Below are 20,624 nucleotides of genomic sequence, written 5' to 3' on the forward strand. Positions count from 1 at the left end.
GTTCGTCGGCGCACCTTCCGGTCGTCGGTTGCCGGTCGACGGAGCCCGTGCGGCGCCCCGTACGGCGCCGGGCCGGGCACCCGAAGGTGTCCGGCCCGGAACTGGTGCTGCGTGGTTCGGCTCAGCCGAGGTTGTTGGCCTTCAGCCAGTCCTTGGCGACCTTCGCCGGGTCCTCCTTGTCCACCGCGACCTTGGTCATCAGGGCCGTCAGCCCGGCGGTGTCCAGCTTGCCCGAGACGGCGTTCAGCGCGGCGGTCGTGGTGGCGTCCACGCCCGCCTTGTTGACCAGCGGCGTGACGTTCTGCGAGCTGAACACGTTCTTCGGGTCGGCCAGCGAGACCAGCTTGAACTGGACGATCCGCGGGTCGGTGGTGAACACGTTGCCGACCTGGATGCCGCTGTCCTTGAGGGCGTTGGCGGTGGTGTCGGCGGTCGGCTTCCACTCCTTGAAGGTCAGCCCGTAGGCGTCCTTGAACTGCTGCTCGCGGCGCGACTTGAACTCCGGCGGGCCGCCGATGGTGAACTCGCCAGCCTTGGCGGCCAGATCGGAGATGCTCTTGAGCTGGAACTTGTCCGCCGTCTCCTGGGTGACGGTGAGCGAGTCCTTGTCCTCGGCCGCGGCCGAGTCCAGTACGGCCAGCTCCGCGGGCAGCTTCTGCTGCAGCGCCGCGTTCACGTCCTGGGTGCCGGCGGCGGTGGCCTTCGGGTCCAGGTAGCCGAGCAGGGCGCCGTTGTACTCCGGCAGCACCGTCAGGTTGCCGCTCTGCAGCTGCCCGTACAGCACCTCGCGGCTGCCGATGTTGAACTTCTCCTCGACCTTGACGCCCTTGGCCTTGAGGGCCTGCGAGTAGATCGAGGCGAGCAGCACGTTCTCCGGGAAGTTGGCCGAGCCGACCACCACGGTCTTGCCGCCGGCCGCCGGGGCGCTGCCGCCGGCGGGGGCCGCCAGCGGGTCGCCGCCGCCGGAGGAGCTGCACGCGGCGGCGCCCAGCACGATCGCGGCGGCGGTGAGGGTTGTGACCAGACGGGACGTCATAGTGCTTCCTTGGTAGTCGTGACGGACCGCCGGGCGCGGGCGCCGGGCGGCAGGGAGAGTCGGATCAGGAGGGCGAAGACCAGCTGGGTGGCCACCGCGAGCAGCACCACCAGGAGGGCGCCGCCGAGGGTGGTGGGGAAGTTCCGGGTCGCCAGCCCGTCGATCACATACCTGCCGAGCCCGCCGAGCCCGACGTACGCGGCCACCGTCGCGGTGGCGATCACCTGGACGGCCGCCGTGCGCAGCCCCGCCAGCACGGTCGGCAGCGCGGCCGGCACGCACACCCCGAACAGCACCTGGCGGTGGGTCAGCCCGATGCCCCGGGCGGCGTCGCGGACCTCCGGGTCCGTCCCCGCGATGCCCTCCGCGGTGGCCACCAGCAGCGGAGGCGCGGCCAGGGCGACCAGCGGGATCAGCACGGCGAGGTCGTTGACGCCGGCCAGCAGCACGGCCAGCGTGACCAGGCCCAGGGTGGGCAGCGCCCGGGCGACCCCGGTGAGCGCGGTGACCACGAAGGTGCCCCGGCCGGTGTAGCCGATCAGCAGGCCGACCGGGACCGCCAGCACCGCGGCCAGCAGCAGCGCCTGGCCGGAGATCACCAGGTGCTCGGCGATCCGGTGGGTGATCGCGTCCGCGCCGCTGCGGTGGTCGGGGGCGGTGAAGAAGGTGCTGAGCCAGTTCAGCCAGTTCATCGGCCGGCCCCCGTCCGCCGGGCCGCCCAGGGGGCGAGCAGCCGCCGGGCCAGCAGCAGCACCAGATCGGTGACCAGCGCCAGCAGGGCCACCAGGACGATCCCGGCCACGATCGGGGTCGGGAAGGTCCGCTGGAAGCCGTCGATGAACAGGTACCCGAGGCCGCCCCGGCCGACCAGGGCGCCGACCGCGGCCAGCGAGATCGAGGCCACCGCCGCCACCCGCAGGCCGGCCGTCAGGAACGGCACCGCGGCCGGCAGCTCGACGGCGGTCAGCCGGTGCCACGGCCCGTACCCCATCGCGGTGGCCGCCTGCCGGACGGCCTCGGGCACCGCGCGCAGTCCGTCCACCGTGGTGGGCAGCAGCACGGCGATGGCGTAGCAGGTGAGCGGGATCATCACGGTGGCCCGGGTGGCGAGCCCCGTGTAGGGGATGAGGACCACGAAGACGGCCAGCGACGGCAGCGCGTAGACCACGTTGAACAGGCCGGACAGCGGTTGGTAGAGCTTGGGCCAGCGGGTGCAGGCCAGGCCCAGCGGGATGGCGATCAGGGCGCCGATCAGCACCGGGACCAGCGCGATCACGGCGTGGTCCAGGGTCAGGTCGGCCAGGTAGCGGAGGTGGTCGCCGATCCACTTCCAGCGGACCAGCGGTTCACCGTCCACGGGGGGCCGCCCGGTGCTCGGCCGACTCGTCCGCCTGGTCCTCGGTCGCCTCGGGCGCCTCGGCCTGCTGGGTGCCCCGCGCGGCGGGCGGCGTGGCGGGCGTGGCGGGCGCTGCCACGGGCGCCGCGGTGGCGGCCAGGATCGCCGCCCGGTCGGCGGTGCCGATCGCCCGGCCGCTGTCGTCCACCGCCACGGCCGCACCGGTGGGGGAGAGCACCGCCGCGTCCAGCGCGCTGCGCAGGGTGTCCCGGCCGGGGTGGAAGACGGGCGCCGGGTGCAGGGCGTCCGCGCCGGGAGCGCGCCAGCCGAGCGGGCGGCCGGCCTCGTCCAGGGCGAGCCGCCAGCCGTCGGGGCGGCCGCCCGGCGGGGCGTCCGGCGGGTCGAGCGGCACGGTGCCCGCCGGACGCAGCCCGAGCCCGCGCAGACCGCGCTCGCGGCCCAGGAAGGCCGCCACCTCCTCGTCCGCCGGGGCGGTCAGCAGGGTGTGCGGGTCGGCCAGTTGGGCGATCTCGCCGTGGCTGCGCAGCACCACCACCTGGTCGCCCAGGCGGACCGCCTCCTCGATGTCGTGGGTGACGAACAGCACCGTCTTGCCCAGCTCCGACTGCAGGCGCAGCAGCTCCTCCTGGAGCCCGGCCCGCACCACCGGGTCCACCGCGCTGAACGGCTCGTCCATCAGCAGCACCGGCGGGTCGGCCGCCAGCGCCCGGGCCACCCCGACCCGCTGCTGCTGGCCGCCGGACAGCTGGTACGGATAGCGGCCGCCGGCCGAGGCCGGCAGCCCGACCAGCTCCAGCAGCTCGGCCGCCCGGGCCCGGGCCCGCTTGCGGTCCCAGCCGAGCAGCCGCGGCACGGTGGCGATGTTGTCCAGCACCCGGCGGTGCGGGAAGAGCCCGGCCTGCTGGATCACGTACCCGATGCCGCGGCGCAGCTTGGCCGCGTCCTGCTCGGCCACGTCGACCCCGTCCAGCAGGACGCGCCCGGAGGTCGGCTCGACCATCCGGTTGACCATCCGCAGGATCGTGGTCTTCCCGCAGCCGGACGGGCCGACCAGCACGGTTATTCGCCCGGCGGGGACGTCGAGGTCAAGGCCTCCGACGGCGACCGTGCCGTCGGGGTGGCGCTTGGCTGCGCCGTCGAATCTGATCACAGGGTTTGGTCCTAGCGGTGGTCGTACGGTGGAACGGAACGGAGGGTGGGCCGGTCGCGGGCGGACGGATTGACGCGGTGTCGTATCGAACAGCTGTCGAATCTATCCCGCCCGCCCGGTTGCCCGCCCCGCGTTCAGCGCAAACCCTGGTCCGAGTGGCGGGTCGGCAGGCCGGCCGCGGCCCAGGCGACGAAGCCGCCGTCCAGGTCGGTGGCGCGGTGCAGGCCCAGCTGGCGCAGGCTCGCGGCGGCCAGACTCGACGCGTACCCCTCCGAGCAGACCACGATCACCTCCAGCTCGCTGCCGGTGGCCTCGGGGATGCGGTGACTGCCCGTCGGATCGAGCCGCCATTCCAGCACGTTGCGCTCGATGATCAGCGCGTCGGGGATCTCACCCTCCCGGGCACGCTGTGCGGCCGGACGGATGTCCACCAGCAGCGCGCCGCGCCCGGCCGCCTGCCGGGCCTCCTGCGGCCCCGGCCGGTGCACCCCCTCCCGGGCGCGCTCCACCAGGACGTCCACCGCGCTCACCACTGCTCCGGTCCTTCCACCGCGGTACGGATCAGGCCGCCGGCCCGCAGCTCGTACCTGGACATCTCGCTCAGCGGCGGCGAGTAGGCGTGGATCGTCACCGCCGGGCCGCTGCCGGTGTTGCGCACGTCGTGCAGGTACTCCGGCCCGAACGAGCGCTCGGTGCCGGGGCCGAGGTGGCGGATCAGCAGCCCCTCCTGCGGGCCGGCCAGCGACAGCTCCTCCAGCTCGCCGAGCGCCACCGTGAACGCGCCGCGTGAGCCGCCGTGGTCGTGGAAGCCGGTGGACTGCCCCGGCAGCCAGCTGATCAGCCAGACCTCGTGGTCCGGCCCCGCCGCCAGCCGCTCGTACCAGCGGTCGGTACTGGCCAGCCGGACCCGGTGGATCCAGTCCTCGGGCTGCTCCACCAGCTCGCGGACGATCGCCCGCAGGGCGTTCGGGGACAGTGGCCGCGGCGCGGGCGCGGGTGGCGCTTCAAGGCTCACAACACTCATCGGAAGTCCTCAGGGAGGCCGAAGGGGACGGCGGCGCCCCGGCGCGGGAACGAGCGCGGGCACCGACCGGAAGGGCGGGAGGCGTTTCAGCGGAACAGGACCCCGGACGACGACACGGGGTGGGGACCAACCGTCAGCGGGCACACATGTCGCTCGCCTGACGTCGCAGGTCGACGTGCAGGCGGCAGACCAGAGCGGTGCCGGGCTTCATGCGCCGAATCGTTCACGACAACCCCCCACCGAGTCAAGCCACGTCCACCCCCCGAACCACCCCCGTCCCCCATCCGGACGGCAACCCGGTGGTGCCGGCGACCTCGCGCAGCGCGGCCACCCGCTGCCGGATCAGCGCCACCTGGTCGGCCAGCCCGCTCCGGCCGCGACCCACCAGGGCCGAGAGCTGGCCGTCGTGCAGCCGGTAGCGCAGGGTGTCCGCGGCGATGTAGACACCCGGTCGCACCGCCGAGACGGCCATCAGCAGTGCCGTGTCGTCCATGCCCCACAGCGCGGGCCAGCCGCCGAACTCCAGCAGCACCGCGCGCCGCCACATCACTCCGGCCGGATGCAGCGGTACCGAGTAGGTGGCGGGCTCGGTGCGCCAGAGCCGGTAGACCTCGCCGGGGGCGAGCAGGCCGGGCCGCAGCTGCGACGGGACGGATCGCAGGGACCCGTCGGGCAGCAGGTCACGGGCGTCACCCGCGGCGAAGGCCGCCTCGGGGTGCCTCAGCAGCGTGTCGGCCAGTGCGGACAGCGCGTCCGGCTCCAACTCGTCGTCGGAGTCGAGGTTCTGCACCAGCGCGCCGCGGCACCGGGCGAGCCCCCGGTTGCGCGCCTCGGCGGGGCCGTAGCCGCCGGGCCGGTCGGCCCCGCCGACGGTCAGGCGTCCGGCCGCTCGCGTGCGGTCCAGCGGTTCGGGGAGGGCGGGGATCGGTCCGTCGAACTGGAGCACCCACTCCCAGTCGGTGCGGCGCTGGGCCGTCAAGGAGGCGAGTGCGGCGGGCAGCGTGCCGACCCGGTTGCTCCGGCACGCGGTGAGGACGGAGATCGAGGGGCCCGTCCCGGCCCGCTGGTCGCGCATGGTTCCCCCGGTCGGCGGTCGACCCGGGGAGTCTATGTTCGAATCCGCCCCGCCGGTACGCGGGTTCGGCGCCGGCGGTGGAAGCCTGCGAACCGGCCCCGGACGACCGTAGACCTGCCCCCGGGGAAGGGCAGGTCTACGGTGGTTCGAGGGTTTGGCCGGGGTTCGGTGGCCGGGGGGTTCAGTTGTCCTCGGTGGCGTTCTGGTCGGCTGCTGCGGCTGCGCTTTCGGCGCCGTCCAGTTTCTGCTGGAGGGCGTCCAGTTGGGCCTGGTCGAGGGTGGTGGGGGTGGTGGGTTGTGGGGTGGCGGCGGGGTGCGGGCCGCAGGCGGTGAGGAGGAGGAGGGCGGCCGCGGCGGCGAGGGCTGCGCGGGCCGGGGCGGTGCGGCGGGTCACTTGCCGGCGGCGGAGGGCTGGGTGCTGCACCAGGTGGCCACCGACTTGAGGTCGTTCTGCCGGGTCTGCAGGGTGGTGAGCAGGCTCTTGCGGTAGGTCAGCCGGTCGTTCAGGTAGGTCTGGATCTCGGTGTGGCCGGCCGTCTTCGCGTTGGTCACCCGCTGCTCCAGGCGGGCCACCGAGCCGACCACGCCGGCGTCGCCGTTGAGGCGCTCCAGGGCCTTGGTGACCCGCTCCTCGGTCTTCGGCAGCCGCTTGCAGATCGCCTTGGAGCCGTCGCCCGTGGGCGTCGCGGCGGCGTCGGCGGGGGCGGCGGCCAGCAGGACACCCGCCAGGGCGAGCGCGGCTGCCGCGGCAGCGGCCTTTCGGTTCACGGGCACGGCGGTCTCCTCCGGTTCGCGGGCATCGGTCTGCACCGACCGGTCAGGAGCGTAGGTGCCGTTCTTGTGGAATCCCTGTGGAAGCCCGCGCCGGGCCGCGCCTCAGCCGGAGAGCCAGTCCCGCCGGGCCGGCAACCCCGCCCCCGGCCCGTCCGCCCCGCCCGCCCCGGGCAGCGGCAGCCGTACGGTGAAGCGGCAGCCGCGCCCGCCCGGGCCGTCGTCGATGGAGACGGTGCCCCGGTGCAGCGCGGCCTGCTGCGCGACCAGGGTGAGGCCGAGGCCGGAGCCGGGGCTGTCCTGGCGTCGGTGGAAGCGGTGGAAGACGGCGGCGCGGTCGGCGGCCGGGATGCCGGGGCCGGCGTCGTCGACGGTGAGTTCGGCCCAGCCGTCGGTGGCCCGCAGCCGGACCAGGATGTCGGCCGCGCCGTCGCTGCCGCGGCCGTGCAGGCTGGCGTTGGCCAGCAGGTTGGCCAGCATGATCCGCAGCCCGGCCTCCCAGCCGAACACCCGCAGCCTGGACGGGAGTTCGGTGCGGATCACCGCGTTCGCCCGGCGCCGTCCGGCGTCCGCCACCTCCGCGTCGACCAGCTCGGCCAGGTCGGTGGAGCTGAACGCCGAGACGTCCACCAGGTCGCCGCGGGCCAGCGTGTGCAGGGCGGTGAGCAGTTCCAGCAGCCGGGCGTGGTCCTGCTGGAGCTCCTGCACCACCTCGGCCCGCTCGCCGCGCGGCAGTTCGGGGTGGCCGGCCAGCACGTCCAGGTTGGTACGCATGCTCATCAGCGGGGTGCGCAGCTCGTGCGAGGCGGCCGAGGAGAACGACCGGGCGGTGTCCAGGGCCTGCGCGGTACGGGCCGCCTGGTCGTCGTAGCGGGAGAGCACCAGGCCGATGGCGGAGGCGAGTTCGTCCACCTCGGCGGTGCCGGTGCGGCCGTGCGCGAAGGCCGCCGCGCCCGCACCCGGGTCGAGCGCGGCCGCCCGCCGGCTGAGCCGCCGCAGCGAGGCGGTGCCGCGCTCGGCGACGGCCAGTGCGATCGCCCCGGAGACCGGCGCGGAGGCCAGCGCGATCAGCAGGACCCGCCGCCGGACCGCCGCCAGCTGCGGGTCGTCGCTGTTGGACGGTACGACCAGCCAGAGGGTGCCCGGCGCCGCGCCGTCGATCCGCACCGTCAGCACCCGCCAGACCCGGCCGCCGCCGCGCACCGTGACCGGCCCGCCGGCCCGGGTGGGCAGCCGGACCGCGTCGCCCGGTTGCGGGCCCATCGCGACCAGCACCTCGCCGTCCTGGCTGGCGACCCGGACGCCGGAGTCCAGCGCGTCGTTGATCACCTTGCGCTGCTGGTTCTGCTCGGCCTTCGGCTTGCCCCGGCGGTCGGCGGCGAGCAGGGTCCGCACGCTCGGCAGTACGGCGGCCGCCCGGTCGGTGAGCGCGGCGTCCTCCTGGTGGTGCAGGTCCCGGTTGACCAGCGGGAGCAGCAGCAGGCCGAAGGCGGTCACCAGCAACGGCACCAGGACGGTCACCCAGAGCGCGATCCGGGTGGACAGCCGGATGCCGGGCCGCCTCACGGCCGGCTCCGGTCCTCGGGCGTCCGGCCGTCCGCCGGCAGCCGCAGCACGAAGCCGACCCCGCGGACGGTGTGGACGATCCTGGGCCGGCCGCCCTCCTCCAGCTTGCGGCGAAGGTAGCTGACGAAGGTGTCCACCGCGTCGGTGCGCACCTCGAAGTCGTAGCCCCAGACCCGGTCCAGCAGCTGGTCCCGGCTGAGCACGATGCCGGCGTTCCGGGCGAACTGGGTGAGCAGCTCGAACTCGCGTCGGGTGAGCCGCAGTTCGCTGTCCTCCCAGCTGGCCTGCCGGGTCGCCGGCTCGATCGTGAGCGGGCCGACCCGCAGCCGGCCGGCCGGCTGGGCGGGGCGGCGGCGCAGCAGCGCGTGCAGCCGCAGCACCAGCTCCTCCAGCGCGAACGGCTTGACCAGGTAGTCGTCCGCGCCCGCCTGGAGCCCGGCCACCCGGTCGGCCAGCTCGTCGAGGGCGGAGAGCATCAGCACCGGGGTGTCGTCCCGGGCGGCGCGCAGGGTGCGGCAGACGTCGGTGCCGCTGAGGCCGGGCATCGAGACGTCCAGGACCAGCACGTCGGCCTGTTGCTCACCGAGCATGCGCAGGGCGGACCGGCCGTCCTCGGCGAGCAGCACGGTGAAGCCGCTCAGTCGCAGCCCGCGTTCCAGTGAGCGCCGGATGGCGGCGTCGTCGTCCACCACCAGGACCCGGCCGGCCGTCGCGTTCCCGTCCATCGGGGCCTCCTCCCGTCCGGGCCAGACCCTCTCACGCCGAGGTGCCGGGCCGTCCTCCGGGTGGCGGTCCTCCTGGCGGCGGGTGCAACCGGGCGGGCCGTCAGGGCGTCCTGGTCGGTGAGGCGGACGCGGTTCGCTCCGTCCGACGAAGGGCAGGACAGAGGGTATGGGCATTCTCAGCTGGATCATCCTCGGCCTGGTCGCCGGGGCCGTCGCCAAGTTCCTGCTGCCCGGTAAGGACCCGGGCGGCGTCATCGTGACCACGCTGATCGGCATCGCAGGTTCGTTCGTGGGCGGCTGGCTGTCGTCCAAGATCCTGGACAAGCCGATCTCCAAGAACTTCTTCGACCTGCCCACCTGGGGCTCGGCGATCGTCGGCGCCCTGGTGCTGCTGATCGCCTACCGGATCGTCTTCGGCCGCTCGCGCGACTGACCGGCCCCCGGGGCCGACCTCCGGAGGCCGGGTCCGCGGCAGGCAGCCGCGGGCCCGGCCTTCGGCGTCGCCGGGGGAGCGGGTGGTGCGGCGGCGTCCGCCACTCCCCAGGATCGGGGCCGATCGCCGAACCGGGAGTGCGCGTGCCGTTGGAGCCGGACCTGTCGCCGGAGCCCGGTGCGAGCGTGGAAGCGGACTTGAGGGACGCCGAACTCGCCGCTCGGCTGGCCGACTTGGGCAACGAGCGCTTCCTGCGGGCCGTCGTCCGCGACCCGGTACGGTTCCACCACCGCAGTACCGAGTGCCTGACCGGACGGCCCACCGCGGCGCCGGAGGTGACCGAGCCGACGTCCAGCCTGCCCGCCGACGAACGCCTGCCCGAGCGCTGGACCCTGGCCGACATCCAGCGCCTCAAGGGCTGCCCCGAAGCCCGGCTGCTGGACATCATCGGTGCCGTCACCTGTGACGGCGTACGTCTGCGAGCCGACCGCGTGATCGACCTGGCCGGGCTCTGCGCGGTCAGGACGGTGAGCGGCGACTGGTACCTCGGTGACCTGATCTCCGAGGCCGGGGGCGTGGACTCCTGGGAGAAGTGCGGTCCGGACCTCGGTGTCGCCCTGCGGTCCCTGTGAACCACCGCCGGCCGCCGGGGCAGGCTGGCGTCAGGCGCTCCTGAGGCCGTTCAGCAGGAGGGTCCAGAGCGCCTCGAAGTCGGCCTCGGCCTGCGGCCGGGCCCACTCGGCGGCGTGCGCCGGGTCGTGGAAGTGGGCCGTGGCCTGGAAGAGCGCGCGGGCGGCGGTCCGCACGTGGGTGGGGCGGAAGGCGCCTTGGTGGATACCGTCCTGGATGATCTCCGCGAGCTGGCCGATCAGCGTCTCGATGTGGGCCTCGACGGTGTCGCTCAGCTCGCCGACCAGCGTCATGTAGGTCGCGAACAGCTCCGGGTCCTCCAGCGCCTTGGCCCGCTTCGCCGCGAACAGGGTGGCCAGCCAGCGGTGCAGCCGCTCGGTCGCCGGGCCGCGCTCGGCGGTGATCGCCGCCAGGCTGTGGTGCGCGCGGTCCAGCCAGCGCTGGGTGACGGCCTCGCGGAGCGCGGCCTTGCTCGGGAAGTGCCGGTAGACGCTGCCGTGGCTGACCCCGAGCGTACGGGCGATGTCGACCACGGTGGCCTTGGCCGGACCGAACCGCCGCAGCACGTCCTCCGCCGCGCCCAGGATCTGCTCGGGGGTGAGGGTGCTGTCGGTGGTCACGGCGGGTACGTCCTAACGTGCGGTCTGCCCCTGCGCTCTGCCCGTGCGGGCTTCGCGTGCGGGTGCGGCGGGCGGCGGCGGGGGTGGTTCAGCGCTCGCTGTCCAGGTGCGCCATCTGTGCCGCAGCGTACCGGTCCCCGGCGGCGGACCCGGCGGGGACGGCGGCCTCGATCGCCGTCAGGTCGGCCCCGGACAGCTCGACCCGCAGCGAGCCGAGCGCCTCGGCCAGCCTGTCCCGCCGGCGGGCGCCGACCAGCGGCACCACGTCGGCGCCGCGCGAGGCGACCCAGGCGATCGCGACCTGGGCGACCGTGGCGCCCTTGGCCTCGGCGATCGCGCGCAGCGCCTCGACCAGCCGGAGGTTGTGGGTGAGGTTGTCGCCCTGGAAGCGGGGGCTGTGGCCGCGGAAGTCGCTGCGGTCGATCTCGAGGCCGCTCTGCCAGTGGCCGCTGAGCAGCCCGCGGGAGAGCACCCCGTACGCGGTGATGCCGATGCCCAGCTCGCGGGCGGTGGGCAGGATCTCGGCCTCCAGGCTGCGGGAGATCAGCGAGTACTCGATCTGCAGGTCGCTGATCGGGTGCACCGCGGCGGCGCGGCGCAGGGTCTCGGGGCCGACCTCGGAGAGGCCGATGTGGCGGACGTAACCGGCCTGCACCAGGTCGGCGATGGCGCCGACGGTCTCCTCGATCGGGACGTTCGGGTCCAGCCGGGCGGGGCGGTAGACGTCGATGTGGTCGGTGCGCAGGCGGCGCAGGGTGTAGGCGAGCGCCGACTTGGTGGCGGCGGGGCGTGTGTCGTAGCCGAGCCAGCTGCCGTCCGGGCCACGCTGGGCGCCGAACTTGACGCTGATCTCGACCCGGTCGCGGTCGCGGCCGCGCAAGGCCTCGTGCAGCAGCAGCTCGTTGTGGCCCATGCCGTAGAAGTCGCCGGTGTCGAGCAGGGTGATGCCCGCGTCGAGGGCGGCGTGGACGGTGGCGATGGACTCGGCCTCGTCGGCCGGGCCGTACATGTCCGACATGCCCATCAGGCCGAGGCCGAGGACGGAGGTGGTGAGGCCGGTGCGGCCGAGGGCGGTCCGGGGGGTGGTGGCGGGGGTGACCGGGGTGGTGGGGGTGGCCATGAGGGGCTCCTGGGGCTGCCGAAGGTGGGGATGGGGCTGACTGATGACAACTATGGCATGTGGACTGACAGATTTCAATATCTGTCAGTCGATACCCCAAGGCTGCGGGCCGGCCCCCACCCCACCCTGACCGGTACCAAGAGCCGACCCAACCTCACCCATCAGGCGTGGAGTCAGGCCCCGTGCAGGCGCTTCGCGATGCCGCCGGGCCGGGGGAGGTGGAAGGTGGAAGCGGGGCGCGGTGCCCCCGCCACCGGCCGTTCCGGGCGTGCGAAGTGCCGGGCCACCTCGCAGGGAGCCGAACGAATCTTCTAGGCTCGCTTCTCGGCCTCCCCTGCACCGGTGCCCGTCCGCACCGGGGTGGCGGGGCCGACGTCACGGGCCCCGGGCCGAGCCGGGGTGCCGGACCGAGCGAGGAGGACGCAGTGTTGCCCAGCCCGAGGTCGCACCGCCTGACGTTGCCAAGCCGACCGCCATGCCGGCGCACCCGGCCCGCGGGCCGCGCGGAGGCGGACTTCCGCACCCTTCCGCTGAGTACCGTCGGCACGGGAGGTGCCCGATGAGCGCGCATACCGTCGCGCCGGCCGTGGGTGGATCCGCCCACGCCGCCGGCCGCCGCAGCGCCCCGACCGCCGACGGCACGCCGGAGGGCGACAGTACGAGCGGCGGCGCCCCCGCCGTCGCCGCCCCGGCCCCCATCGCCCCGGCCGCCGACACCACGGCCACGACCACGGCCACGACCACGGCCACGACCACGGCCACGACCACGGCCACGACCACGGCCACGACCGCCGCGATGGCCGCCCTGCCCGGGCTCCCGCAGGCGCTCAGCAGCCGGGCCCGCACCCTCGCCGGCGGTGTCCGCCGCCGCTGCGCCGACCTGGCCCGGATGGAGTCCCCGTCCGGGGACGGCCCACGGCTGGACGCGCTCGCCGAGGAGCTGACCGCCGGCTTCAAGGCGACCGGCGCCGAGGTGGCCCGCGAGCCCGGCGAGGCCGGCGACCACCTGGTGGTGGAGTGGCCCGGCCGGCGCGCCGACCTTCCCCACCTGCTGGTGGTCGGCCACCACGACACCGTCTGGCCGGTCGGCACGCTGGCCGACTGGCCGGTGGAGGAGAGCGAGGGGCGGCTCAGCGGCCCCGGCGTGCTGGACATGAAGGCCGGCCTGGCGCTGGTCGAGGGGGCGTTCGCGCTGCTCGCCGACCTCGGCCAGCGCCCGCACCGCACCGTCCGCCTGGTGGTGGTCTCCGACGAGGAGATCGGCAGCCCGAGCGGCCGGATCCTGGTCGAGCGCCACCTGCGCGGGGCCGCCGCGGTGCTCGGCCTGGAGCCCTCGCACCCCGACGGCCGGCTGAAGACCGCCCGCCGCGGTTCCTCCCGGGTCCGGCTGACCGTCACCGGACGCGAGGCGCACGCCGGCAACGACGCCGCGCTGGGCGTCTCGGCGGTGGACGAGCTGGTCGACCAGCTGGTGGCCGTCCGCGGCCTGGCCCGTCAGCCCGGCACCGAGCTCAACGCGGGCCGGATCACCGGCGGCACCCGGGCCAACGTGGTCGCCGGCCGGGCCGAGGCCGAGCTCGGGCTGCGGTTCTCGACCGCGGAGGCGCAGCGTTCCACCCTCGACACCCTCGCGCACCTGACCGCGCTGCGCCCCGGCGCCCGGGTCAGGGCCGAGGTGATCTCCAGCCGGCCGGCCTGGCCCGAGCGCTCGGGCAACCTGCTGCTGCGGCACGTCCGTTCGCTCGCCGCCGCGCTCGGCCAGCAGCTCGACGGCGCCCCGGCCGGCGGCGCCGGCGACACCAACGCGGCCGGCGCCCGCGGGCTGCCCACCCTGGACGGCCTCGGCGCCGTCGGGGCCGGCCCGCACGCCCGGCACGAGCACATCAGGGTCGACCAGCTCGCCCCGCGGATCGCGCTGCTGGCCACCCTGCTGGCCGTCCCGCTGCCCCGCCTGCGCGACCGGGCCTGACCCGGGCGGGCCCGGCCGCCCATCCGGCGCCGGGCCCGCCGCCCGCCCAGGGCCGCCCGCGCCCGCGCCCGCGCCCGCGCACGCGCCCACCCGCGCCCGCACGCACCCGCGCCCCCGCGCACACCGCCCCGCGCAGACCGCCCCGCGCGACCGGCTCCCCCCGAGCGGCCGACTCCCTCGGCCGGTGCCTTGTCAAGGCATGGCACCGGCGTCCACAATGGAACCGACCGAACGGTCAGTCGGGAGGCGGTGCAATGACGGCGACAGAGGCGACAGGCCTGGCCGAACCGGGCCTGGAGGCACACTTCGACGAGGTGATCGCCGCCGAGCAGCGGATCGAGCCCCGGGACTGGATGCCGGACGCCTACCGGGCGACCCTAATCCGGCAGATCGCGCAGCACGCCCACTCGGAGATCATCGGCATGCAGCCGGAGGGCAACTGGCTCACCCGGGCCCCCTCGCTGCGCCGCAAGGCGATCCTGCTCGCCAAGGCCCAGGACGAGGCCGGCCACGGCCTGTACCTGTACGCGGCCGCCGAGACCCTCGGCATCGACCGCGCCGAGCTGACCGAGAAGCTGATCTCGGGCCGGCAGAAGTACTCCTCGATCTTCAACTACCCCACCCTGACCTTCGCCGACGTCGGCGTGATCGGGTGGCTGGTGGACGGCGCGGCGATCTGCAACCAGGTCCCGCTCTGCCGCTGCTCGTACGGGCCGTACGCCCGCGCGATGGTGCGGATCTGCAAGGAGGAGTCCTTCCACCAGCGGCAGGGCTACGAGCTGCTGATCACCCTGATGCGCGGCACCGACGCCCAGCGCCGGATGGTGCAGGACGCGGTGGACCGCTGGTGGTGGCCATCGCTGATGATGTTCGGCCCCTCGGACGGCGACTCGCCGAACACCGCCCGGTCGATGGCCTGGCGGATCAAGCGGCACACCAACGACGAGCTGCGCCAGCGGTTCGTCGACATGACCGTCCCGCAGGCCGAGCACCTCGGCGTCACCCTCCCCGACCCGGCGCTGAGCTGGAACGAGGCGCGCGGCAGCTGGGACTTCGGCGAGCCGGACTGGTCCGAGCTCAAGCAGGTGATCAAGGGGCAGGGCCCGTGCAACGAGCAGCGCGTCGAGCGCCGCCGGGCCGCCCACGAGGACGGCGCCTGGGTCCGCGAGGCGGCCCTGGCCTACGCACGGAAGCGGAGATCCGAGGGTGGAGCCGATCATGACTGAGACCAAGGCCGGCTGGCCGCTCTACGAGGTGTTCGTGCGCCCCCGGCGCGGCCTCAACCACGTGCACGTCGGCTCGCTGCACGCCGCCGACGACCGGATGGCGCTGCTCAACGCCCGCGACCTCTACACCCGGCGCAACGAAGGCGTCAGCCTCTGGGTGGTCCGCTCCAGCGCGATCACCGCCTCCACCCCGGACGAGCAGGACCCGTTCTTCGCGCCCAGCGGCGACAAGGTCTACCGCCACCCGACCTTCTACGACATCCCCGAGGATGTCCCGCACATCTGACGGGGGACCGCAGACCATGACCGACGACCACGTCTACCTGCACCTCTCCGAGGCCTCCGCGGGCCCCGAGGGCGAGGCCCGCTGGGCGTACGGCACCGGCTTCGCCGACCCGCTGCTCGGCGTCGACACCAGCGTGCCGCCCGGCGTCGACGGCGCCGACCTCGCCGCCTACTGCCTGATGCTCGGCGACGACGCGCTGATCCTCGCCCAGCGGCTGATCGAGTGGTGCACCCGCGCCCCCGAGCTGGAGGAGGAGGTCGCGCTCGCCAACCTCGGCCTCGACCTGCTCGGCCAGGCCCGCCACCTGCTCACCCGGGCCGGCCAGGCCGACGGCAGCGACCGCACCGAGGACGACCTGGCCTACTGGCGCGAGGAGCACGAGTTCCGCAACGTCCGGCTGGTCGAGGCCCCGAACGGCGACTTCGCCTTCTCGATCGCCCGCCTGCTGCTCTTCTCCACCGCCCGGCACGCCCTCTACCTGCGGCTGGCCGGCCACGCCGACCCGGTGCTGGCCGCCGTCGCCGCCCGCGGCGCCAAGGAGCTCGCCTACCACCAGGAGTACGCCGCGTCCTGGACGCTGCGGCTCGGCGACGGCACCGCGTACTCCGCCGCCCGGATGCAGGCCGCACTGGACGCCGTCTGGCCGCTGCTGGACGAACTGTTCACCCCGCACGCCGTCGAGCTCCGGCTCGGCGTCGACCCCGCGGAGCTGCGCGAGGACGTGCTGGCGAGCCTGGCCGCCGTGATCGGCGAGGCCTGCCTGACCGTGCCGACCACCCCGCCGCTGGCGCGGGTCGGCGGCCGGGCCGGCCGGGACGGCGTGCACACCGAGGCGCTCGGCCCGCTGCTGGCCGAGTTCCAGGTGCTGGCCCGGGCCCACCCGGGGGCGACATGGTGACCACCGCGACCCGTGCCTGGGAGGTCGCGGCCGCCGTGCCCGACCCCGAGCTGCCCATGCTCACCCTTGCCGACCTGGGCATCCTGGCCGAGGTCGAGCAGGACGGCGAGGCGGTCACCGCCTGGATCACCCCGACCTACTCGGGCTGCCCGGCCGTGGCCGAGATGGCCGCCGATGTGGACGGCCGGCTGCGCGCGGCCGGCTACACCGACGTCCGGGTCCGGCTGCGGCTCGACCCGCCCTGGTCCACCGAGATGATCACCAAGGACGGCCTGCGCAAGCTCGCCGAGGCGGGCATCGCCCCGCCGCACACCGCCGCCGGCCCCGGACTGCTGCAACTCGGCCCGACCCGGCGCCTGGTGGCCTGCCCCCGCTGCGGCAGCGCCGACACCGAGGAGCTGTCCCGCTTCGGCTCCACCGCCTGCAAGGCACTCTGGCGCTGCCGCGCCTGCCGCGAGCCCTTCGACCGGATCAAGGAGATCTGATGGCCGTCCGCCGACCGACGTTCCACGAGCTGCGGATCGCCGCCCTGGAGCCGCTCTGCGAGGACGCGGTCGCGGTCACCTTCACGGTGCCGGACGCCCTCGCCGAGGACTTCGCCTTCCGCCCCGGCCAGACCCTCACCCTGCGCCGGCTGGTCGACGGCGCCGACGAGCGCCGCTCCTACTCGCTCTGCGCACCCGCCGGCGGCCCGCTGCGGATCGCCGTGCGCGAGGTGCCCGGCGGCCTGTTCTCGCAGTGGCTGGTGCGCCGGGCCCGCGCCGGCGAACCGGTCGAAGTCCTGCCCCCCACCGGCCTGTTCACCCCCGACCTGGGCGAGCCCGCCGAGCACGTGCTGATCGCGGCCGGCTCCGGCATCACCCCGATGCTCTCCATCGCCGGCTCGGTCCTCGACGCCCACCCCGACTCCCGGGTCACCCTGCTCTACGGCAACCGCCGCAGCGACACCGTGATGTTCGCCGACGAGCTGGCCGATCTCAAGGACCGCCACCTCGGCCGGTTCCAGCTGCTGCACGTGCTCTCCCGGGAGTCCCGGGACGCCGAGCTGCTCAGCGGCCGGCTCGACGCGGAACGGGTCCGGGCGCTGCTCACCGCCCTGGTCGACCTGCCCGCCGTCGGCCACTTCTGGCTCTGCGGACCGTACGGGATGGTGATCGGCACCAAGGAGCTGCTGGCCGAGCTCGGGGTGCCGGCCGAGCGGGTGCACCAGGAGCTGTTCCACGCCGAGGACGAGCCGGCCGCCGAGCGGGTCGAGGCCGCCCCGGACGGCGAGTCGAGCGAGGTCACGCTGATCCTGGACGGCCGCTCCTCCACCCTCACGCTGCCCCGGGACCGCTCGCTGCTGGACGGCGCCCAGCGCTCCCGCCCCGACCTGCCGTTCGCCTGCAAGGGCGGGGTCTGCGGCACCTGCCGGGCCCTGGTGGTCGACGGGGAGGTCGACATGCGGCGCAACTTCGCCCTGGAGGAGAAGGAACTGGCGGCCGGCTACGTGCTGACCTGCCAGGCCCGTCCGGTCTCCGACCAGGTCACCGTCGACTACGACCGCTGAGCCGCCCGCGGCCGCCCCGAAAGATCGGAACAAACGCCAACTGATTGTCGTATGAGTGTGGTTGAGTGGGCGCACCCTGTTCCGATCCGGAGGGAGACCGGATGCGCCACCACCTGGCCCGATACGGCCCGGCCCTGCTCGCGGTGCTGCTGGCGGCCGGCTGCGGCGCCGATCCGGCCCCGGAGAAGGACGGCCCGGGCGACTACCGGGCCAAGAAGGACATCTGTACCGTCCTCCCGTACCGGCTGCTGGTCGACCCGCTGGGCGACCACTTCGGCACCGACGAGCCGTCCACCCGCGACTCGGGCGGCGCCCCGGCCGCCAAGTGTGTGGCCTCGTTCGACCCGCAGAGCGCCTCGCCCTACCAGCACACCGTCACCACGGTGGACGTCATCTTCCTCCCGGACACCACGCTCGCCCGCAAGCTGCACACCTTCGACCGCACCGAGAACCAGCCCAAGTACGCGATCGGTGGCAAGGTGACGGAGGTGAAGGGGGTCGGCCGGGAGGCCTTCCGGTTCCGCAACACGGCCGGCTCGGAGACCGGGCCGATGTTCCAACTGGTCACCCGGGACAGCAACGTGGAGATGACCCTCACCTTCCTGGTCGACTTCCGCGACCCGCCGGACGACAAGGCGGCCGAGGTGGTGACCCGCAAGATGGAGGACTTCGCCCGGGCCTCGTTCACCGCGCTCAAGGGCTGAGCGGGGCGGCGCCGGTCAGCGGCCCGGGGCGGCGGCGCCGGTCAACGGACGGCCATCGCCGGCTCGCCGAGCAGCTTCACGATCCCGTTGACCGCCGCCCGCCCGGCCCGGTTGGCGCCGATGGTGCTGGCCGAGGGGCCGTACCCGACCAGGTGGACCCGCGGGTCGGCCGCGGCCTGCGTACCGTCCAGCCGGATGCCGCCCCCGGGGGAGCGCAGGCCGAGCGCCGCCAGGTGGGTGACCTCCGGACGGAAACCGGTGGCCCAGACGATCGCGTCCACCCGCTCCTCGCCCTCACCCCAGGCCACCCCGTGCTCGGTCAGCCGGTCGAACATCGGACGGCGCTCCAGCGCACCGAGCTCCTGCGCCCGCCGGTACGCCACCGAGGGGCCCAGCCCCGTCACGCTGACCACACTGCGCACCGGCAGCCCCAGCCGCACCCGCTCCTCGACCTGCGCCACCACCGCGCGGCCGAACTCCGGGGTGAACGGCCCCTCGTGGTAGACCGGCGGCCGCCTGGTCACCCAGAGCGTCTGCGCCACCTCGGCCAGCTCCGACAGCACCTGGATCGCGGAGGCGCCACCGCCGACCACCGCCACCCGCTGCCCCGCGAAGCCCTCCGGGCCCCGGTAGTCGGCGTAGTGCAGCTGCCGGCCGGCGAAGTGCCCGGGGTAGTGCGGCAGGAACGGCCGGCTCCACGTCCCGGTCGCATTGATCAGCGCCCGAGCCGACCACCGACCGGCATCGCTCTCCACCAGCAGCCGCCCGTCCGGCAGCGGCCGCACCGCCCGGACCTTCACCGGCCGCACCACCGGCAGCGCGTGCTTCGCCTCGTACGCCGCGAAGTACCCCGGCACCACCTCGCGCGCCGGCGCGGCGGGGTCCGCCGCCGGCAGCTCGAAGTCCGGCAGATCGTGGAACCCGTGCACGGTGGCCATCCGCAGCGACGGCGACCGGTGCGCCCAGGCCCCGCCGGGCGCGTCGTCCGCATCCAGCACCACGAACCCCCGGTAGGGCGCGAAGCCGCGCCGCCGCAGGTGGTACGCCGCCGACAGCCCCGCCTGCCCGGCGCCGATCACCACGACATCGACCTCGACCGGCTCACTCGTTGCACCGTAAACAGTCACGCACATGAAACATCTCCGGATGGCGCCCCTGTTCCCGCCCGCCCGTTCCACAGCCCCCACCCGGCCGGGCCTGGACGACAGGAGGACGGCGAGGTGGCACCAGGCAAGCGGAAGCCGACCCCACGCAGCCGGATGGGTCGCCGGGGCCGGCCGCCTTCGTTCGGGCCGCCACGGCCCGCCGGACCGGATGGGCACCAGTCGGGTGGGGCCTCTTTGACATTCCGTGTCCGCCTGCCCGCTGAGGCGGGTACCGGCGGCCGGGCTCGCCGCCGGTAATGCGGACCGCGTGGGAGACCTACCGGGCCGGCGACCTCCTGCGTGCGGGGGTCCTGGTTGCACCTGCCCTGCGGGAGGCGTCCGCTGCGCCGCGATGCGCACCCGTCGGGCAGGAGTGTGCGGCAGCCGGTGTGCTGGCCGACGGGTACCGGCTGGCCGCGTACGTGGCCAACCAGTTCGGCGCCCGCGATCTCGCCTACGCGGCGATCGGGCACGCGCAGGCGCAGGCGGAACGCGGAGGCGGCGCGACGCGCACCGCGATGGTCGCCTCCGGCCGCTCCTGGATCTGCATGCGGGACTCCCTGCTCGACCAGGCCGCCGAAGCGGCGGGCCTGTCGTACGAGGCGATCGAGCCGCGCTACGGCGATCGCGATCCAGCACGGCGTATCACTCGAGCTGGTCCGACCTTCGGTAGTGATACACCCCGAGCGTTCACTCGGCGTGATAAAGGCGCGACAGTTCAGGCATGCTGACGCACCATCACCCACGGGGTCGACCGACCCCCGACCGCGTGCCGATCACCCTGTACATCGCGGCCGACGAGAAGCTCGCCGCCCGACCCCAGGCGGTGCACTGCCGCCGATACGCCGAGCTGCGTAACTGCACGGTCGTCCTGACGGCCGCCGACCCCGTGCCCAACTCCGCTCCCACGTCGGGCGGGATCAGGACGTGAAGTCACGGTCCGACGGCAGTGTCCGGGACGTCGGCACCAGATCTCGGGACATGCTGGCCACCACCACCCTGGGACGGCGGGGCCGACGGCCCTCGCCGCTGACCGCAGGGCCGGCTGACCCCACTAGCGCGGGGACGACATCCTGTGTGCGCACTCATGGCAACACCTTGGCGGCTGCCCCCCGCTCCCGCGGGGAGGACGAGACCTACGCCCCGCACACCGAGCAGGATGTCGGCTGCCCCCGCTCCCGCGGGGAGGGCCGCTGTGCAGCGCTTTGCAGTGTCTCCGCAGACGGCTGACCCCCGCTCCCGCGGGGAGGACGTCATCATCAGCGGCGTGGCCAACGGCGACCACGGCTGACCCCCGCTCCCGCGGGGAGGACATCACCCTGTGCCCGGCCGGCCCGGGG

At 74.5% G+C, this 20,624-nt stretch carries 25 protein-coding genes; 11 read left to right on the forward strand and 14 right to left on the reverse strand.

The genetic code is table 11. The annotated features are described in order from the left end of the window. Positions 1-121 precede the first annotated feature (121 nt). The 11 genes from AB0K43_RS00355 to AB0K43_RS00405 all read right to left on the reverse strand — a co-directional run bounded on the left by AB0K43_RS00355 (position 122) and on the right by AB0K43_RS00405 (position 8,704). On the reverse strand, positions 122-1,036 hold the full coding sequence (locus tag AB0K43_RS00355) for an ABC transporter substrate-binding protein (protein WP_363634311.1): 915 nt from the start codon (positions 1,034-1,036) through the stop codon (positions 122-124). Continuing rightward, the gene (locus AB0K43_RS00360; RefSeq protein ID WP_363634312.1) at positions 1,033-1,728 is read right to left on the reverse strand and encodes an ABC transporter permease subunit; all 696 of its coding nucleotides are present in this window, start codon (positions 1,726-1,728) and stop codon (positions 1,033-1,035) included. The genes AB0K43_RS00355 and AB0K43_RS00360 overlap by 4 nt, the downstream gene beginning before the upstream one ends. Further along, positions 1,725-2,393, reverse strand: coding sequence for an ABC transporter permease (locus AB0K43_RS00365; protein WP_363634313.1), 669 nt, complete (start codon positions 2,391-2,393; stop codon positions 1,725-1,727). Before AB0K43_RS00365 ends, AB0K43_RS00360 begins: the two co-directional genes overlap by 4 nt. Beyond that, the gene (locus AB0K43_RS00370) at positions 2,383-3,543 is read right to left on the reverse strand and encodes an ATP-binding cassette domain-containing protein (protein ID WP_363634314.1); all 1,161 of its coding nucleotides are present in this window, start codon (positions 3,541-3,543) and stop codon (positions 2,383-2,385) included. Before AB0K43_RS00370 ends, AB0K43_RS00365 begins: the two co-directional genes overlap by 11 nt. A gap of 134 nt (positions 3,544-3,677) precedes the next feature. Continuing rightward, a complete protein-coding gene (locus tag AB0K43_RS00375; RefSeq protein WP_363634315.1) occupies positions 3,678-4,076 on the reverse strand; it encodes a rhodanese-like domain-containing protein in 399 nt (132 codons plus the stop codon). Then, positions 4,070-4,567, reverse strand: a complete 498-nt coding sequence (locus AB0K43_RS00380) for a cysteine dioxygenase family protein (protein ID WP_363634316.1) — start codon at positions 4,565-4,567, stop codon at positions 4,070-4,072. Before AB0K43_RS00380 ends, AB0K43_RS00375 begins: the two co-directional genes overlap by 7 nt. A gap of 244 nt (positions 4,568-4,811) precedes the next feature. Then, positions 4,812-5,642: a glycosyltransferase gene (locus AB0K43_RS00385; protein ID WP_363634317.1), complete on the reverse strand. Its 831-nt coding sequence runs from the start codon at positions 5,640-5,642 to the stop codon at positions 4,812-4,814. A gap of 181 nt (positions 5,643-5,823) precedes the next feature. Next, positions 5,824-6,036: a hypothetical protein gene (locus AB0K43_RS00390; protein ID WP_363634318.1), complete on the reverse strand. Its 213-nt coding sequence runs from the start codon at positions 6,034-6,036 to the stop codon at positions 5,824-5,826. Next, positions 6,033-6,416 carry a hypothetical protein gene (locus AB0K43_RS00395; RefSeq protein WP_363634319.1) on the reverse strand — a complete coding sequence of 128 codons (384 nt, stop codon included), beginning with the start codon at positions 6,414-6,416 and terminating at the stop codon, positions 6,033-6,035. The genes AB0K43_RS00390 and AB0K43_RS00395 overlap by 4 nt, the downstream gene beginning before the upstream one ends. Before the next feature lie 102 nt (positions 6,417-6,518). Further along, on the reverse strand, positions 6,519-7,979 hold the full coding sequence (locus AB0K43_RS00400) for a HAMP domain-containing sensor histidine kinase (RefSeq protein ID WP_363634320.1): 1,461 nt from the start codon (positions 7,977-7,979) through the stop codon (positions 6,519-6,521). Beyond that, positions 7,976-8,704, reverse strand: coding sequence for a response regulator transcription factor (locus AB0K43_RS00405; RefSeq protein WP_363634321.1), 729 nt, complete (start codon positions 8,702-8,704; stop codon positions 7,976-7,978). The genes AB0K43_RS00400 and AB0K43_RS00405 overlap by 4 nt, the downstream gene beginning before the upstream one ends. A 166-nt stretch (positions 8,705-8,870) precedes the next feature. On the opposite strand from AB0K43_RS00405, the gene AB0K43_RS00410 reads away from it, so the two are divergent. Together AB0K43_RS00410 and AB0K43_RS00415 are read left to right on the forward strand one after the other, a co-directional pair. Then, positions 8,871-9,137: a GlsB/YeaQ/YmgE family stress response membrane protein gene (locus tag AB0K43_RS00410; RefSeq protein ID WP_363634322.1), complete on the forward strand. Its 267-nt coding sequence runs from the start codon at positions 8,871-8,873 to the stop codon at positions 9,135-9,137. A 143-nt stretch (positions 9,138-9,280) separates the two neighbouring features. Beyond that, positions 9,281-9,769 (forward strand): hypothetical protein, encoded by a 489-nt coding sequence (locus AB0K43_RS00415; RefSeq protein ID WP_363634323.1) that lies wholly within the window; start codon positions 9,281-9,283, stop codon positions 9,767-9,769. A gap of 30 nt (positions 9,770-9,799) precedes the next feature. On the opposite strand, the gene AB0K43_RS00420 is transcribed toward AB0K43_RS00415, so the two are convergent. Together AB0K43_RS00420 and AB0K43_RS00425 are read right to left on the reverse strand one after the other, a co-directional pair. Then, positions 9,800-10,387 carry a TetR family transcriptional regulator gene (locus AB0K43_RS00420; protein WP_363634324.1) on the reverse strand — a complete coding sequence of 196 codons (588 nt, stop codon included), beginning with the start codon at positions 10,385-10,387 and terminating at the stop codon, positions 9,800-9,802. A gap of 88 nt (positions 10,388-10,475) precedes the next feature. Continuing rightward, entirely contained in the window at positions 10,476-11,507 is a 1,032-nt protein-coding gene (locus AB0K43_RS00425) for an aldo/keto reductase (protein WP_363634325.1), read from the reverse strand. A gap of 559 nt (positions 11,508-12,066) precedes the next feature. Here AB0K43_RS00425 and AB0K43_RS00430 point away from each other — a divergent pair. From AB0K43_RS00430 to AB0K43_RS00460, 7 genes are all read left to right on the forward strand, one after another. Continuing rightward, complete coding sequence (locus tag AB0K43_RS00430; protein WP_363634326.1) at positions 12,067-13,476, forward strand: M20 family metallopeptidase; 1,410 nt, start codon at positions 12,067-12,069, stop codon at positions 13,474-13,476. A 254-nt stretch (positions 13,477-13,730) separates the two neighbouring features. Continuing rightward, positions 13,731-14,702 carry a 1,2-phenylacetyl-CoA epoxidase subunit PaaA gene (paaA, locus tag AB0K43_RS00435; RefSeq protein ID WP_363634327.1) on the forward strand — a complete coding sequence of 324 codons (972 nt, stop codon included), beginning with the start codon at positions 13,731-13,733 and terminating at the stop codon, positions 14,700-14,702. Next, a complete protein-coding gene (paaB, locus tag AB0K43_RS00440; RefSeq protein WP_350635499.1) occupies positions 14,695-14,988 on the forward strand; it encodes a 1,2-phenylacetyl-CoA epoxidase subunit PaaB in 294 nt (97 codons plus the stop codon). Before paaA ends, paaB begins: the two co-directional genes overlap by 8 nt. A gap of 16 nt (positions 14,989-15,004) precedes the next feature. Continuing rightward, entirely contained in the window at positions 15,005-15,886 is an 882-nt protein-coding gene (gene paaC, locus AB0K43_RS00445; protein ID WP_363634328.1) for a 1,2-phenylacetyl-CoA epoxidase subunit PaaC, read from the forward strand. Beyond that, positions 15,880-16,371, forward strand: a complete 492-nt coding sequence (gene paaD, locus AB0K43_RS00450; RefSeq protein ID WP_363634329.1) for a 1,2-phenylacetyl-CoA epoxidase subunit PaaD — start codon at positions 15,880-15,882, stop codon at positions 16,369-16,371. Before paaC ends, paaD begins: the two co-directional genes overlap by 7 nt. Further along, positions 16,371-17,435 carry a 1,2-phenylacetyl-CoA epoxidase subunit PaaE gene (gene paaE / locus AB0K43_RS00455; protein ID WP_363634330.1) on the forward strand — a complete coding sequence of 355 codons (1,065 nt, stop codon included), beginning with the start codon at positions 16,371-16,373 and terminating at the stop codon, positions 17,433-17,435. The genes paaD and paaE overlap by 1 nt, the downstream gene beginning before the upstream one ends. Positions 17,436-17,536: 101 nt before the next feature. Then, on the forward strand, positions 17,537-18,139 hold the full coding sequence (locus AB0K43_RS00460) for a hypothetical protein (RefSeq protein WP_363634331.1): 603 nt from the start codon (positions 17,537-17,539) through the stop codon (positions 18,137-18,139). A 41-nt stretch (positions 18,140-18,180) separates the two neighbouring features. Here AB0K43_RS00460 and AB0K43_RS00465 read toward each other — a convergent pair whose 3' ends face one another. Next, the gene (locus tag AB0K43_RS00465; RefSeq protein WP_363634332.1) at positions 18,181-19,272 is read right to left on the reverse strand and encodes an FAD-dependent oxidoreductase; all 1,092 of its coding nucleotides are present in this window, start codon (positions 19,270-19,272) and stop codon (positions 18,181-18,183) included. 401 nt (positions 19,273-19,673) lie between these two features. On the opposite strand from AB0K43_RS00465, the gene AB0K43_RS00470 reads away from it, so the two are divergent. Both AB0K43_RS00470 and AB0K43_RS00475 read left to right on the forward strand, forming a co-directional pair. Next, positions 19,674-20,015 carry a hypothetical protein gene (locus AB0K43_RS00470; RefSeq protein WP_363634333.1) on the forward strand — a complete coding sequence of 114 codons (342 nt, stop codon included), beginning with the start codon at positions 19,674-19,676 and terminating at the stop codon, positions 20,013-20,015. A gap of 38 nt (positions 20,016-20,053) precedes the next feature. Further along, positions 20,054-20,215, forward strand: a complete 162-nt coding sequence (locus AB0K43_RS00475) for a hypothetical protein (RefSeq protein ID WP_363634334.1) — start codon at positions 20,054-20,056, stop codon at positions 20,213-20,215. Positions 20,216-20,624 lie beyond the last annotated feature (409 nt).

The organism is Kitasatospora sp. NPDC049258, from assembly GCF_040678895.1.
Classification (GTDB): domain Bacteria; phylum Actinomycetota; class Actinomycetes; order Streptomycetales; family Streptomycetaceae; genus Kitasatospora.